Raw genomic sequence first — 13,947 nt, forward strand, 5'->3', positions numbered from 1 at the left:
TCAATCGTGCTTGTGCCCATCCGCCGACGGATCGAGCAGGCGGTGCAGGTGCACGATGAAGTAGCGGGTGTGGGCGTCGTCGATGGTCATCCCGGTGGCGCCGCGCCACGCCTTGTACGCCTCGTCGTAGTTGGGGAAGATGCCCACGATGTGGACCTTCGTCGGATCGACGAACTGGTCGGAATCGGGACGGACGAGTTCGCCGCCGAAGACGAGGTGGAGAAGCTGCTTGTCGGGCATGACGCGGGCATCCTTGATTGGACGGGGGTGGAACGGGGTTGGCCGGATTTTTGAGTACGTCATATCCGTCGTCCGCCCGCTTCTTCAAGTGCAATGACAGTGCTGCGCCGCCGCCTACCCTCTCGATTGTCGCTTTTTTTCCGAAAGCTGGGCAAAAGGCACCGCCTTGGGGCATAGTCTAAGGAAGAACAGACGAAGCGAGGGGTGATTCATGGTTGTTGGTAATACCACAAATCGCACGAAGGCCCGGCGCGACGTGGCCGTCTGGGACTTGCCGACGCGCCTGTTTCACTGGAGCCTGGTCCTTTTGGTGACGGTCGCGGTCGTCTCCGCCAAGACCGACCGCATGACCATCCACATGCTGGCGGGGGAGGCGATCCTGGCGCTCCTGCTGTTCCGGCTGGTCTGGGGGCTGATCGGCAGCCAGACGGCGCGCTTCAGCCACTTCGTGAAGGGTCCGCGCGCGGTTCTCGCCTACGCCTGCGGGATGCTCCGCGCCGGGCGCGGCGGCAAGGAACCCGCGCCGGTCGTCGGGCACAACCCGATGGGCGGGCTGATGGTGCTGGCTCTGCTGGGGGCGCTGACGCTCCAGGCGGTGGCCGGCCTCTTCACCTCCGACGACATCCTGGTGGACGGGCCGCTGGTGGCGCTGGCATCGGGGAGTATGGTGGCGGGGTTCAGCACGCTGCACCGCATCCTGGCCGACGGAATCCTGATCCTGATCGGCGTGCATGTGCTGGCCGTGCTGGCCTATCTGCTGGTCAAGCGGGACAATCTGATCCGCCCGATGGTCACGGGGCGGAAGGCGATTCCGGCGGATGCGCCGGTCGAGTCGCCAAAGCGCCGTCCGGCCACTCTGGCCCTGGCGGTGTTGGCCGCGGCGGCGGGTCTGGTGGCGGCGGTGGTGCAGGCGGGCTGAGGCTCGCCGCAAGGGTCCTTCCCCGCGACCGGCGGGGAAGGACGTGTTTGCGGACCGGCCGGATCAGTCGGCGCGGTAGCGCTCGTGGCAAGCCTTGCAGGCGCCGCCCACGGCGGCGAACTGCTTGGCGGTGGCGGCCTTGTCGCCGGACGCCGCGGCGGCTTCCAGCCCCTTGGCGGCCGCCTCGTAGGCCTGGGCCTTGGCGGTGAAGTCGGCGTTGTTCGCCCAGATGTCGCCCTTGGCCTTGGTGTCGCCCTTGTCGCTGCCCGCGGGGAACAGGGTGGGGATCTGGGCGGCGAAGGCGCTCATGCGCTGGGCGGCCGGGCCGACCTGGGCGACCTTGTCGCTCCCCAGCAGGTCCTTGATCTCGGCCATCGCGTTCTTGCTGGTCTGGAAACCGTCCTTGCGCGCCTTGATCGAATCCTGGGCCATCGCCGTGCCGCCGACGAGGAGCAGGGCGGCCGTGGCGGCCAGCGTGACGCGGGTGAGCATGCAGATCCTCCGGATGATGGGTTTGATTAGAAAGAGGTAAGATACCCCGTCCGCGGCGCGGGCTGTCAAGCCGGGCCTGTGCGGTGCAGCATCCGGCCTTTGCGCCGAACGGCGCGTCCGCCAGCCGGGAAACCGCCCCGCTCAGGGAGTGATCGGCTTGCAAGAGCAATAAGGCGGAAGTAAGGTCCCGCGTCGCGTTCGCGCGGTCATACCAAGTTCTCACCCGAACCTTCCGCCACCTTCGTCATAGGGGCCAGTACGCCATGTCGATCATCGCGTCCCGTCTGTCGCGCATCAAGCCCTCGCCGACCATCGCCGTCACCCAGAAAGCCCGCGAGCTTGCGGCGGCCGGTCGCGACGTCATCGGCCTCGGCGCCGGCGAGCCGGACTTCGACACCCCCGACAACATCAAGGACGCCGCCATCAAGGCCATCCAGGCCGGCGACACCAAGTACACCGCCGTGGACGGCACGCCCGCGCTGAAGAAGGCCATCTGCGCCAAGTTCCAGCGCGAGAACGGCCTGACCTACGCGCCCGACCAGATCACGGTCGGCGTCGGCGGCAAGCAGGTGCTGTACAACGCCCTGATGGCGACGCTGAACTCCGGCGACGAGGTCATCATCCCGGCCCCCTACTGGGTGTCCTACCCGGACATGGTGGAGCTGGCGGAAGGCACGCCGGTCTTCGTCTCCTGCCCGGCCGAGCAGGGCTTCAAGCTGCAGCCCGCCGACCTGGAGAAGGCGATCACGCCGAAGACCAAGTGGCTGATCCTGAACTCCCCGTCCAACCCGTCGGGCGCCGCCTACACGCGCGACGAGATGAAGGCCCTGACCGACGTGCTGGTGAAGCACCCGCAGGTCTGGGTGATGACCGACGACATGTACGAGCACCTGCTCTACGACGGCATCGAGTTCGTGACCCCGGCCCAGGTCGAGCCGGCGCTGTACGACCGCACGCTGACCGTCAACGGCGTGTCGAAGTCCTACGCCATGACCGGCTGGCGCATCGGCTACGCCGGCGGCCCGAAGGCGCTGATCAAGGCGATGGGCGTGATCCAGAGCCAGTCGACCTCCAACCCGACCTCGATCGCCCAGGCGGCCGCCGTCGAGGCGCTGAACGGTCCGCAGGACTTCATCAAGGAGCGCGCCGCGGTGTTCGCCCAGCGCCGCGATCTGGTGGTGTCGATGCTGAACCAGGCCAAGGGCATCTCCTGCCCGAAGCCGGAAGGCGCCTTCTACGTCTACCCGTCCTGCGCCGGCACCATCGGCAAGACGACGCCGGACGGCAAGGTGATCGAGACCGACGAGGATTTCGTCACCTACCTGCTGGAGTCGGAAGGTGTCGCGGTCGTCCAGGGTTCGGCCTTCGGCCTCGCCCCGCACTTCCGCATCTCCTACGCGACCAGCACCGAGGCTCTGGAAGAGGCCTGCAAGCGCATCCAGCGCGCCTGCGGCAATCTGAAGGCCTGATCCGCCTGAAGGACTGATTTCCGGCGGTTGCGACCGGCGGAAAAGGAAGAGGGGGCCACAAGGCCCCCTCTTTTCGTTTGTGTACTGCTGATTTTATGCGCCGCGGTCGACGCCCGCGGCCTGCAGGGCCGGCGCGGCGTCCTTGGCCGATACCAGCCGCAGGACCAGGGCGCCCGCCGTCGCGGACAGGATCGACCCGGCGAAGACGCCCACCTTCACCGCGTCGCCCAGCTCCGGCGAAGTCGGGAAGGCCAGCGCGCCGATGAACAGGCTCATGGTGAAGCCGATGCCGCACAGCAGGGCGACGCCGTAGAGCTGTGCGGTGGTGGCTCCCGCTGGCATGCCGGCGAAGCCGAGCCGGATCGTCAGCCAGGCGGTGCCGAACACGCCGACCATTTTGCCAAGGAACAGACCGAGCGCGATGCCCAGCGGCAGCGAGCCGGTGAGGATCGAGGGACTCATGCCGGCGAAGGACACGCCCGCGTTGGCGAAGCCGAAGACCGGGACGATCAGGAAGGCGACCCAGGGGTGGATGCCATGCTCCAGCCGGAGCAGCGGCGCGTGCGGGTCCGCCGCTGCGCCGGAAGCGGGACGCAGCGGGATGGTCAGCGCCAGGGTCACGCCGGCCAGCGTCGCGTGCACGCCCGACAGCAGAACCGCGCCCCACAGGCCCGCGCCCAGGACCAGATAGGGCAGGAGGGTGCGCACGCCGAACCGGTTCAGGCCGATCAGCGCCGCCAGGAGCAGCGCCGCCACGCCGAGCGCCGGCAGGGAAAGGTCGGCGGTGTAGAACAGGGCGATGATGATGACGGCACCCAGATCGTCGATGATCGCCAGGGCCGTCAGGAAGATCTTGAGCGAGACCGGAACGCGCGGCCCGAGCAGCGACAGCACGCCGAGCGCGAAGGCGATGTCGGTCGCCGCCGGGATGGCCCAGCCGTTGACCGTGGCCGGGTTGCCGGCGTTGAAGGCGAGATAGACCAGCGCCGGCACCAGCATGCCGCCCGCCGCCGCGACACCGGGCAGGACGCGGCACGACCAGGTGGACAACTGGCCGTCCAGCATCTCCCGCTTGATCTCCAGCCCGACCAGCAGGAAGAAGATCGCCATCAGCCCGTCGTTGATCCAATGGCCGATGCTGAGCCCGAGAACGTAGGTGTGCAGCGTGTCGAAATAGGCGGTGGACAGGGGGGAGTTCGCCACCACCAGAGCCAGCGCCGCGGCGACCATCAGCAGGATGCCGCCCGAGGCCTCGTTGCTCATGAACTCCCTGATGAAGGCTGCCGGGCGCCGGCCGGCGGGTTGCCTGTGAGCATCCATGGCGCTTGTTTCCTTTCCTGGTTCGTCGGTCCTGATCGGCCGGAAGAACGGAGTTGTCGTGGAGTTCGTGAAGACGCAATTTGTGAAAAGAATGTGGCGTCATGGCGGCTTCGCCATGACGCCATCGCAGGTTTCTTATCAGCTGCGCGTCATTTTCAGTCGCGCGTCATCACATTCAGTCGCGCGTCATCACATGAAGAATTTTGTGATGAGGACGTAGAGCGTCAAGCCAATCAGGCCGATGGTTCCACCCCAGGCCCAGGCGAACTGGAACTTGCTCGGCAGCAGATCGCGCTCGAAATCGCTGGTGAAGTTGTCCTTGACCGCCTTGATGGTCAGCCAGAACAGGACCGGCGAGAAGACCAGGGCCATGACCGAGGCGAGCTGGACCACGAAGATCGGCTCGGGCAGGCCGTAGACCACCGCGATGCCGGCGACCAGCCACGTCACCTGCATGCCGCGGTACAGCAGCTTGCGGATCGCCGCGGTGTCCCAGTCGCGCTTCAGACGGACCACGCATTCCTCGAACAGGCGGGCCTGACCGTCGAAGTAGGTGAAGACGGTGGAGAACAGCGCGGCCACGCCGCCGGCGATGATGACCGGGAAGATCCACGCGCCGAAGGTGTCGGTGTAGATGCTGGCGATGGTCACGCCCATCTCCGAACCCTTGGGCACCAGACCCTGCGGGTGCAGCACGACGGCGCCGACGATCAGGAAGATCATGCCCGACAGCATCGAGATGACGTAGCTGATATTCATGTCGCGCTTGAACAGGATCAGGCTGTTCTTCATGTAGTTGGGATCCATGTGCACGGTGTGCCCCTGGGTCCGCATCTCGTTGACCTTGACCATGCCGGCCTTCTTGTCGACGGCCCAGTTCGACTGCATGGGCGCGACTTCCAGCGTGGTCGGGAAATAGCCGAACATGGCGCCGAACAGCATCATCGACCCGATCGGCGGCAGGGTCGGCAGCAGGCGCGACAGATACTCGCCCGGCGGCGGCGCCTGGAGCGCGAAGGCGACGAAGCAGGACACGGCGAAGACGATGATGAGGATCTTGCAGATGCCCTCCACCGCCTTGTAGCTGCCCATCCACAGGATGCCGACGGTCAGCAGCAGGATGGCCACCGCCCAGAGCTGCATCGACATGAAGGGGAAGGCCGCCCACATCAACGCCGCACAGCCGAGCGCGCGGCCAGCGATGCCCACGGTGTTGGCGAAGCCCTGGAAGATCATGAACCACAGCGGCCAGGTGCCGACGCGGTGATAGGCGTTGATGATGGATTCGCCCTTCACCATCGTGTAGCGATGGGCGAATTCGAAGGCGCAGTATTTGATGATGTAGGCGGCCAGGATCACCCACAGCAGGTCGTAGCCGTACAGCGCCCCGGCGGTCGGCGCGTGCATGATGTGGCTGGCGCCGATGCCGGTCATCGCCGCGGCGATGCCGGGACCCATGGCCTTCCAGGTGTCCATGAAGCCGGTGCCGGGGGCATCCAGCCGGATGACCTTCTTGGTGCTTCCGTTCGCGGCGGTGCCGCCATAGAGGCCATCGGCGTCGATGGCCGCGCTGTTCGTCGAGCTGACGCTCATTCCCGTTCCTCCCTAGGATTGGCCTGTCGATTGGCGTCGGGCCGTTCGAGAAATTTTCGGCCCGGTTCCGTCCGGCTCCTTTTCCGATCCGTGCTTTGCTGCAGGGGCTGGTTTCCTACACGCCATAGTTTGGTATGCCAAATATCAGCGATGTGTAGGAAAAAAATCTGGCGGGGAGGGACGTTTTTCAGACTCAGAAAAAATGAGACAATCGGGGACTAAAACCGGCTCTACCCATATCGTCTATGATCAATGCGTGAGTCATGAAAAGGAATTCATGATCAAGTCGGCCGGTTGCGCAGGGTATTTGATACGTCCATATGTCGGTGGACTCAGCGAGCTTGGGCCACACGCTGCGTCGCCTCCCAAAAGGCTGTCCCTGTTGAGTCAGGGGCAGCCTTTTCTTGTCTCAGTATTATGGGTATGAATTTTTTTGGTATCTTTATGGATGAAAACCGATGGCCATGCTCGCCAAAATCCGCGGCGACGATGGCGCGGGAGACGCATCATCTAGGTTTTTAATCCATGGTCTGCCCAAATTTTAAAGCCGCTCCACTCCGCGCGGATTTATGTGGTTTGCCGCCCTGTGAAAAAAGCGCGGGTCCTGCGGAACGGAAAGCATCTATGCTGAAGGGCAAGGCGAGCGGGAAGCCGTGCAACGCGCGCCGGTCAATCTGTTGTCGGGGCGTTGCCTCAGAGGATTGCGCTGCCCGAAGCCGGCACGCCGACCAGTTTGTGCGGGAGCTTCCATGGTTCTGGAACCAATCTCACTCGCCGTGGCGCTGTGCCTCGCCACCTTCGCCGCGACCGGCATTGCCTCCGTACTGACCGCGGTATGGGAAAGCCACCGGGATCCGGGCACCCTTCTCGCTCCCGTGCGACCCTGGGGGCGTCCGGCCAACATGAACCGGCCTCCCCGCGGAACCCGCCGTCATCTGTGGATTGCAACGGAAACGGTGGACTGAAGCCGTGTCGGTGTGACAGCGCCGAAAGACGAAAAACGCGCCGATTTGAACGACACTGGAATCAGAAAGGGCCGCGACTGGATCGCGGCCCTTTCGTCGTCCGGTGTTGTCCGGATGTCCGCAAGGCATGTTCACAGGACGCCGTACAGACGGGACTTCTCGCACCAGGCTTCCATGAAGGACTTGAATGCCTGCAGGAAAGTTGAACCCTTCGTGCCGTTCTGGTTGGCGTGAAGATGGGTTGCAGTCGCGTAGGTCATGATCATCTCCATCGTTCGATGAAGATAAAGTATCCTGGTATACCTAATACCAGAAGCGCAATCGATGCATCGCTCGCTTGCCATCATCACATGGCGGGTTATGAAGACTTGCTTAATGTTTGGTGTGCTGATTCATCGTTAGGCTGATATTCTTTCTCCGGTCTTGCGCCTGAACGATCGCCACGCGCCTTCCGGCCATGACAAAGGGGCCGGAGGACGCTCCTCCGGCCCCGTGCACCCACACACCGCCGCTTATGGTGCGGCCAGCGTCTCCTTGCGGATCTCCACCGCCTTGTCGGCGGCCTTGCCGGTCAGCTCCTGCAGCCGTTCGAAGCTCCAGGTGAAGGTGCCGACGCCGAGCGACAAGGAGCGCAGCTCGACGATCAGGTCGTGCATCTCGGCCTGCGGCAGATAGGCCTTCACCTCGTCCCAGCCCTGCCAGCCGGGGCGCGCGTCGTAGCCGAGGATCTGCCCGCGCCGCCCGCTGACCAGCCGCTGCACCTTCGAGGTGAAGTCGCTGGGCACGGCGATGGAGACGGTCAGGATCGGCTCCAGCAGCACCGGCTCGCAGGACGGCAGCGCCTCGGTCATCGCCTGCCGCGCCACCGTCTTGAAGGCCATCTCGGAGCTGTCCACGGCGTGGAACTGCCCGCCGGTCAGCCGCACCGCGAAATCCACCACGGGGAAGCCCAGCGGCCCGCGCACCGCGTAATCGCGCACGCCGGTTTCCACCGCCGGGATGAACTGGCGCGGCACGACGCCGCCGACGATGCCATCCTCGAACTGGAAGCCGGTGCCGCGGGGCAGCGGCTTGACCTCGACATGGATGTCGGCGAACTGGCCGTGGCCGCCGGTCTGCCGCTTGAAGCGGGCGTGGTGGGCGGTGCCCTTGCGGATCGACTCGCGGTAGGGCACCTGCGGCGGCACGCCTTTGACCGAGACGTTGAACTTGTTGCGCAGCCGGTCCATGGCGATCTGGAGATGGATGTCGCCCTGGCCCCACAGCACCAGCTCGCCGGTGTCGGTGGACTGGTCCAGCTTCAGCGACGGGTCCTCCTCGACCAGCTTCTGGATGGCCGCGGTCAGCTTCACCTCGTCGTTGCGATTCTGGGCGTGCAGGGCGAGGCCGAAGACGGGCGGCGGCAGCTCCGGCCACAGCGCCGACCGGCCGGCGTTGCCCTTGTCGGTCAGCAGGTCGCCGGTCGCCGCCTTGTCGAGCCGGCCGAGCGCCACCACCTCGCCGGCCGCCGCCTGGGACAGCTTCTCCTGGTTGTGGCCCATCATGCGGAAGACGCCGGACACCCGCTCCCCGCCCAGCGTCATGCCGTCGTTGACGGTGCCGCGCCAGACCCGCGCGAGGCTGATCTTGCCGGCGTGCGAGCCGTTCAGCGTCTTGAAGACCTGGGCGGCCACCGTGGCATCCGCCGGGATGCCGGCGCGCTCCGCCGAGGTGGCGACGTCCGGCCCCTCGTGGCGCAGTACCTTCAGCAAACGGCGGATGCCGTTGTCGTTCTCCGCAGAGCCGAAGAAGACCGGGACGATCAGGTCGTCGGCCAGCTCGCTGGCCAGCCGGTCATAGACCTCCTGCGTGTCGGGGGCGACGTCCTCCAGCAGCTTTTCCAGCAAGGCGTCGTCGTAGTCGGCCACCGCCTCCAGCATCTCCTGCCGAGCCTCGTGCTCGCGATCCTTCAGGCTGTCGGGGATCTGGACGAGGTTGGACGGCTTGTGAGGGTTGAAGTGCCAGGCGCGCTCGCTGACCAGATCGACAAAGCCGGTGATCTTGCCGCCCTCGCGGATCGGCACCTCGCGCAGCACCAGCTTGCGCGCCGACACCGCCTGATAGGCCTGCACCACGTCGCGCACCCGCAGGTCGCCCAGGCTGTCCACCTTGTTGATGAACAGCAGGTGGGGGATGCGGTTGTCGTCGAGGAACTTGAACAGGGGGGCGAGCAGCACGGCTTTTTCCGGCACCGCCTCGGCCACGATCACGGCGACGTCCGCCACCATCAGGGCGCTCTGCGTCTCGCAGGCCAGTTCCACCGAGCCGGGGCAGTCGAGCACGCTCCAGCGCTCGCCCAGGAACTCGAAGGAGGCGACGTTGACCTCGACGCTCATCTGCCGGGCCTTGGCCTCGGGGGAGCTGTCGCCGACCGCGTTGCCGTCGCGGACGCTGCCCTTGCGCGTGGTCGCCCCGGCGGCGGACAGCAGGCTTTCCAGAAGCGATGTCTTGCCGCTGAGATAGGGGCCGACCAGCGCAGCGCAGCGGGCCGTCTGGATCTGAGTATGGGGCATGCACACCTCCCGTATGGCGTCTTCCCGAGTGGGCATCGGCCGGAACGCCGGGTGGCCTGGGTGGGCCGGGTGGGACGCTGTGGCCGGAATCACCGGCGGCGCGCATGGCCCTGACAGGGTGCCGGACTGGTCCGGTGCTTTAAAAACAGTGCCTTTTCAAGGTTATGGTCCACCCGTGGCGGGGGACCTGTCGATGGAAAAAAGGGGCGGCATGACGTCACGCCGCCCCCGCTGGGGTGTCATTCCTTAGGGCGGTCCGTCGGCGTAGGGCGCCAGGGCCGCCGCGACCACCCGGTGGACGGGTGTCGGCACCCCCAGCTCCGACCCCAGCTGCACCACCGCCCCGGACAGCCAGGGCAGTTCCAGCCGCCCGCCCCGCGTCAGGTCGTTCAGCATGGACGAGGTCATGGCGGGCGGCAGGCCGTCGAGCAGCGCCTCGACGCGGGCGACGATTCCGGTGCCCAGATCGATGTCGCGGGCGCGGGCCAGCCGGGCGACCTCCGCCACCGCGTCCAGAAACAGGGCGCGGCTTTCCGGAACGCGGCGGATCACCCCTGCGGGCTGGCGGGTCAGGGCGGTGACCCCGCTGAAGGGTGCCAGGAAGGCGAACTTCTCCCACTGCGCGCGCAGGATCGCCGCGGACAGCACCGCCTCGAACCCGGCCGCCTCAGCCAGCGCGTGGAAAGCGGTCAGCCGGGGGGAGGGGCGCCCATCCAGCTCTCCGTAGGTCAGGCGGGCCAGCGTCCCGGTGTGGCGGATCACGCCGGGGGCGGCGATGGTGGCGCCGATGTGGGCGACACCGCCCGCCACATGCTCCCGCCCCAGGATCTGGCACAGCGTGTCCATCCCAGTGACGCCGTTTTGCACGGTGACGACCACGGTGCCCGGCTTCACCAGGGGGCGGCAGGCCTCCGCGGCGCGGTCGGTGTCCCACAGCTTGACGGCAAACAGCACGAGGTCCACCGGCCCGACCTCCGCCGGGTCGTCGGTCGCGCGGACGTCGGTCAGATGCAGGGGTGCGGCCTCGCTCTCGATGCGCAGACCGTCGCGGCGGATGGCTTCCAGATGCCGGCCGCGGGCGATGAAATGCACCTCGGCTCCGTGGGTCGCCGCGAGGCGTGCGCCGAAATAGCCGCCGACCGCGCCCGCCCCCATGATTGCGATGCGCATGCGTTGCTCCTCCCAAATGCGGTCCGGGCCGGCGCGCACCGTTGGATGGAGCCGATCGATCGGCGGAGGCCGGGCGGGCCTTTGGTGCCGGACGCTGGGGACAGTGTGGCCCGCGCGGAACTTTGCGGCAATAGGCCGCAGGATTGCGGATTGCCGGAGGCCGACTTTCTTTCGACAGTGGGCGAACCGATCGGCGCCCTTTTCCGCATGACGTTCCCGCATTGGCCGGTCCGGGGGATTTGCCATGAGCGCCTTCGTCCGAGTGCCGCCGCTCCGGGTCCTATGGGGCTTGCTGACCGCCCTTCTGATCGTAGCGCTCCACCCCGCGGGTGTGCACGCGCAGCCCGGCGATCCGGAGCGGGAGCAGGTCCGCGCCGTCGCGCTGAAGGCGGCGGAGCTGATCGCCGCCCAGGGGCTGGAGGCGGCGGCGGCGGCGTTCAACCGCGACGGGGAGTTCAAGCACGGGGCGCTCTACGTCACGGTCATCGACTTCGCCGGGGTGTGGAAGGTCTATCCGCCGCGGCCCGCCGGGGTCGGGGTCAGCGTGATCAACGTGAAGGACCCCGATGGGCGCGACATCGTCCGTGACATCCTGTCGGTGGCGCGGGACTCGGGCGAGGGCTGGGTGGAGTACCGCTGGCTGAACCCGGCCAGCGACCGGATCGAGCCGAAAACCACCTTCGTGAAGCGGGTGCCGGGCCAGGATCTGGTCGCCTATGTCGGGCTGTACCATTGACGCCGTGGGGCCGCGCGTTCGGGCCGCTCGATACCGATGCCCGATCCCGATGCCCGATCCCGATGCTTGATACGGATGCGGTTGCGGCGCACATCTTGACCCGCACCGGGCGCGCCCAAGCTTGTCGGGGAGGCCTTCACGGCATGCCGGGGCATGCGGGTTGCGCAGGGCTGCTTTTTAGAAAGTTTCTAAAGTAGGGTCTTTACCCGGGGCGCAGCGGGGCGTAGCCTCGATTGCAGCCAAGAATGGAAGACAACCCCTCGGAGGATTGAGAAACCATGCAGATCGACATCGGGATCGCGGAAGCCGACCGCAAGGCCATTGCCGAAGGCCTGAACAACGTGCTTGCCGACACCTTCGCCCTGTACCTGAAGACGCATTCCTTCCACTGGAACGTCACGGGGCCGATGTTCAACACGCTCCACACCATGTTCATGACCCAGTACACGGAGCTGTGGACTGCCCTGGACGAGGTGGCGGAGCGCATCCGCGCCCTCGGCTATCCGGCGCCGGGCAGCTTCTCGCAGTTCACCAAGCTCGCCTCGATCAAGGAGGAGCAGGGCGTTCCGAACGCCCAGGAGATGCTGCGCCAGCTCGTCGAGGGGCATGAGGCCGTCGCCCGCACCGCCCGGAAGGTCTTCCCGACCGCCGAGGAGGCCAACGACCAGCCGACCGCCGACCTGCTGACCCAGCGCCTGCAGATCCACGAGAAGACCGCCTGGATGCTGCGCTCCATGCTGGAGTAGTCGGCACCGCCCAGCGGCCTGCGATTCGATGGGGCGCTGTCCTTCGGGGCGGCGCCCCGTCCTTTTGGGGCCGGACAAAAGAACAGGGGACGAAACAACAGGGTGGGGCTGCGCGTTCTCCTGGGATGTCCGATGGACGCGGGAGAGGGCGCCATGGCCTCCTACAATTTCGACCGGACGCGGGGAGCGGACCGGGCGGCGACGGGCGCGCAGGACGCGCTGCTGCTGGCCGCAAGGCTGCTGATCGGAGCGATCTTCGTGGAAAGCGGCTTCGGCAAGCTGATGAATCTCGGCGGCTTCGCTGAAAGTCTGGGCGGGCAGGGGCTGCCGATGCCGATGCTGCTGGCCGCGCTGGGCGGTGCGGTGGAGTGCTTCGGCGGGCTGGCCGTGGTGCTGGGAGCCTGGACGCGGCTGGCCGCCGCGGCGTTGGTCCTCTTCACCATCATGGCGACGCTGATCGCTCACCGCTACTGGACCTACCCGCCGGAGGCCCAGGGGATGCAGCGCATCCAGTTCATGAAGAACCTCGCCATCATCGGCGGCTTCCTCGCGCTGATCGCCTCCGGGGCCGGGCGGTTCAGCGTCGATGGGATGATGAACCGGCGCTGACCAACCGGGGCGGTAAGAGGGGACCGGTCGCCCGGCCCCCGCCAACAGTTTACCAATTGCCCGCCGGGCTCGGCTCGCCCTCGTGGTGGGCCAGCCAGCGCTCGGCCTCCAGGGCGGCCATGCAGCCCATCCCGGCGGCGGTGACGGCCTGCCGGTAGATCTTGTCCTTCACGTCGCCCGCGGCGAAGACGCCCGGCACGTTGGTGGCCGTCGAGTCGGGGGCGGTGACGATGTAGCCTTCGGAGTCGGTCTCCACCTTGCCCTGGAAGACGGCGGTGGCCGGGACATGGCCGATGGCGACGAAGACGCCGGCCACCGGGATCACCCGCTCCTCGCCCGACTTCACGTTCTTCACGCGCACGCCGGTGACGCCGCGCGGGTTGCCCAGCGAGCCGTCGCCCTCGCCGACGATCTCCTCGACGACGCTGTCCCAGACCACCTCGATCTTGGGGTTGCGGAACAACCGGTCCTGCATGATCCGCTCGGCGCGGAAGCTGTCGCGGCGGTGGATGACCGTCACCTTGGAGGCGTGGTTGGTGAGGTACAGAGCCTCCTCCACCGCGGAGTTGCCGCCGCCGATCACTGCGATTTCCTTGCCGCGGAAGAAGAAGCCGTCGCAGGTGGCGCAGGCCGACACGCCGAAGCCGCGGTAGATCTCCTCGCTGGAGATGCCCAGCCAGCGCGCCTGCGCGCCGGTCGCGATGATGACGCTGTCGGCGGTGTAGGTGTCGCCCGAGTCGCCCTTGCAGACGAAGGGGCGCTGGCTGAAGTCGACGTCGGTGATCAGGTCGAAGACCATCTTGGTCCCGACATGCTCGGCCTGCTTCTGCATCTGCTCCATCAGCCACGGCCCCTGGATGGGGTCGGCGAAGCCGGGATAATTCTCGACGTCGGTGGTGATCATGAGCTGGCCGCCCGGCTGCATGCCCTGCACCATCAGCGGCTGCAGGTTGGCGCGCGCCGCGTAGATGGCCGCGGTGTAGCCGGCAGGACCGGCGCCGATGATGAGAACCTTGGTGTGGTGGGTGCTGGGCATCGCTCTGTCCGTCACGATCTGGTCTGGTGCGGACCATAGGGCCGCGCCGAACATATGGTCCAGATCTGGCGCGCTGTCATCGGAAAGCCTGCCATGCCGG

Annotated in this window: 13 protein-coding genes; 5 read left to right on the forward strand and 8 right to left on the reverse strand. The window is 66.7% G+C overall.

The window, feature by feature from the left end; all coding sequences use genetic code 11:
* Nucleotides 1-240: a DUF4170 domain-containing protein gene (locus ACWPXE_RS20030; protein WP_035675610.1), complete on the reverse strand. Its 240-nt coding sequence runs from the start codon at nt 238-240 to the stop codon at nt 1-3.
* A gap of 211 nt (nt 241-451) precedes the next feature.
* Between ACWPXE_RS20030 and ACWPXE_RS20035 the strand changes: the two genes are divergently transcribed.
* The gene (locus ACWPXE_RS20035) at nt 452-1,159 is read left to right on the forward strand and encodes a cytochrome b/b6 domain-containing protein (protein WP_454019180.1); all 708 of its coding nucleotides are present in this window, start codon (nt 452-454) and stop codon (nt 1,157-1,159) included.
* A gap of 63 nt (nt 1,160-1,222) precedes the next feature.
* Here ACWPXE_RS20035 and ACWPXE_RS20040 read toward each other — a convergent pair whose 3' ends face one another.
* Nucleotides 1,223-1,651 carry a cytochrome c gene (locus ACWPXE_RS20040; RefSeq protein WP_200527645.1) on the reverse strand — a complete coding sequence of 143 codons (429 nt, stop codon included), beginning with the start codon at nt 1,649-1,651 and terminating at the stop codon, nt 1,223-1,225.
* 263 nt (nt 1,652-1,914) lie between these two features.
* On the opposite strand from ACWPXE_RS20040, the gene ACWPXE_RS20045 reads away from it, so the two are divergent.
* Nucleotides 1,915-3,120, forward strand: a complete 1,206-nt coding sequence (locus ACWPXE_RS20045; RefSeq protein ID WP_454019181.1) for an aspartate transaminase — start codon at nt 1,915-1,917, stop codon at nt 3,118-3,120.
* A 93-nt stretch (nt 3,121-3,213) separates the two neighbouring features.
* Here the strand turns inward: ACWPXE_RS20045 and nhaA are convergent, their stop codons facing one another.
* The 5 genes from nhaA to ACWPXE_RS20070 form a co-directional block, all read right to left on the reverse strand.
* On the reverse strand, nt 3,214-4,440 hold the full coding sequence (gene nhaA, locus ACWPXE_RS20050) for a Na+/H+ antiporter NhaA (protein WP_454019182.1): 1,227 nt from the start codon (nt 4,438-4,440) through the stop codon (nt 3,214-3,216).
* A 189-nt stretch (nt 4,441-4,629) separates the two neighbouring features.
* Nucleotides 4,630-6,033: an Nramp family divalent metal transporter gene (locus ACWPXE_RS20055; RefSeq protein WP_454019183.1), complete on the reverse strand. Its 1,404-nt coding sequence runs from the start codon at nt 6,031-6,033 to the stop codon at nt 4,630-4,632.
* 1,096 nt (nt 6,034-7,129) lie between these two features.
* The gene (locus ACWPXE_RS20060; RefSeq protein WP_454019184.1) at nt 7,130-7,258 is read right to left on the reverse strand and encodes a hypothetical protein; all 129 of its coding nucleotides are present in this window, start codon (nt 7,256-7,258) and stop codon (nt 7,130-7,132) included.
* Nucleotides 7,259-7,510: 252 nt separating this feature from the next.
* A complete protein-coding gene (locus tag ACWPXE_RS20065; protein WP_454019185.1) occupies nt 7,511-9,550 on the reverse strand; it encodes an elongation factor G in 2,040 nt (679 codons plus the stop codon).
* A 246-nt stretch (nt 9,551-9,796) separates the two neighbouring features.
* Nucleotides 9,797-10,720 (reverse strand): ketopantoate reductase family protein, encoded by a 924-nt coding sequence (locus tag ACWPXE_RS20070; protein ID WP_454019186.1) that lies wholly within the window; start codon nt 10,718-10,720, stop codon nt 9,797-9,799.
* Nucleotides 10,721-10,964: 244 nt separating this feature from the next.
* Between ACWPXE_RS20070 and ACWPXE_RS20075 the strand changes: the two genes are divergently transcribed.
* The 3 genes from ACWPXE_RS20075 (at nt 10,965) to ACWPXE_RS20085 (ending at nt 12,811) form a co-directional block, all read left to right on the forward strand.
* Complete coding sequence (locus ACWPXE_RS20075; RefSeq protein ID WP_454019187.1) at nt 10,965-11,456, forward strand: cache domain-containing protein; 492 nt, start codon at nt 10,965-10,967, stop codon at nt 11,454-11,456.
* 278 nt (nt 11,457-11,734) lie between these two features.
* Nucleotides 11,735-12,202 carry a Dps family protein gene (locus tag ACWPXE_RS20080; protein ID WP_035675596.1) on the forward strand — a complete coding sequence of 156 codons (468 nt, stop codon included), beginning with the start codon at nt 11,735-11,737 and terminating at the stop codon, nt 12,200-12,202.
* A 153-nt stretch (nt 12,203-12,355) separates the two neighbouring features.
* On the forward strand, nt 12,356-12,811 hold the full coding sequence (locus tag ACWPXE_RS20085; protein WP_454019188.1) for a DoxX family protein: 456 nt from the start codon (nt 12,356-12,358) through the stop codon (nt 12,809-12,811).
* A 49-nt stretch (nt 12,812-12,860) separates the two neighbouring features.
* On the opposite strand, the gene trxB is transcribed toward ACWPXE_RS20085, so the two are convergent.
* On the reverse strand, nt 12,861-13,847 hold the full coding sequence (gene trxB, locus ACWPXE_RS20090) for a thioredoxin-disulfide reductase (protein ID WP_035675595.1): 987 nt from the start codon (nt 13,845-13,847) through the stop codon (nt 12,861-12,863).
* Nucleotides 13,848-13,947: the final 100 nt, after the last annotated feature.

The sequence above is a fragment of the Azospirillum sp. Marseille-Q6669 genome (assembly GCF_965111635.1).